We start from the raw sequence: 443 nt of genomic DNA on the forward strand, positions 1-443 counted from the left end.
TGATGGTAAACAGGCCTACGATTATCTAAGGGAACTTGTGGCGGACGGGTCACACCTTAATGATCATATTGATTTGATGATTTCAGACGTAGAGATGCCAGAGATGGATGGCTACACCTTGACGACCTTATGTAAGGATGATCATCGTTTAGCACCACTTTATATTATGCTGCACACTTCATTGAGTGGTGTGTTTAACCAGGCAATGGTAGAAAAAGTTGGTGCCGATGACTTTATGGCCAAGTTTAGTCCGGATGAACTTGCGGAAAAAGTGATGGATATCATTGATCGTATCAAGACGAAAGCTTAGATGTACAGCGCAACATGCTCGTTAAAGGGTGGCTATGCAATTAGATAGTTCAGCTCAGGAGTATCACTTATTCCGCACCTTTCTAGAGGAAGCGTGCGGGATATTGTTGGGTGAAAATAAGGCTTATCTAGTG

1 protein-coding gene is annotated in these 443 nt (G+C 42.9%); it reads left to right on the forward strand.

Annotated features, from left to right (window positions below; all coding sequences use genetic code 11):
• The coding region (locus tag A3729_RS09790; RefSeq protein WP_156497854.1) for a response regulator at positions 1-310 on the forward strand (310 nt) is incomplete at its 5' end.
• Between the last annotated feature and the right edge of the window lie 133 nt (positions 311-443).

The sequence above is a fragment of the Oleiphilus sp. HI0043 genome (assembly GCF_001634935.1).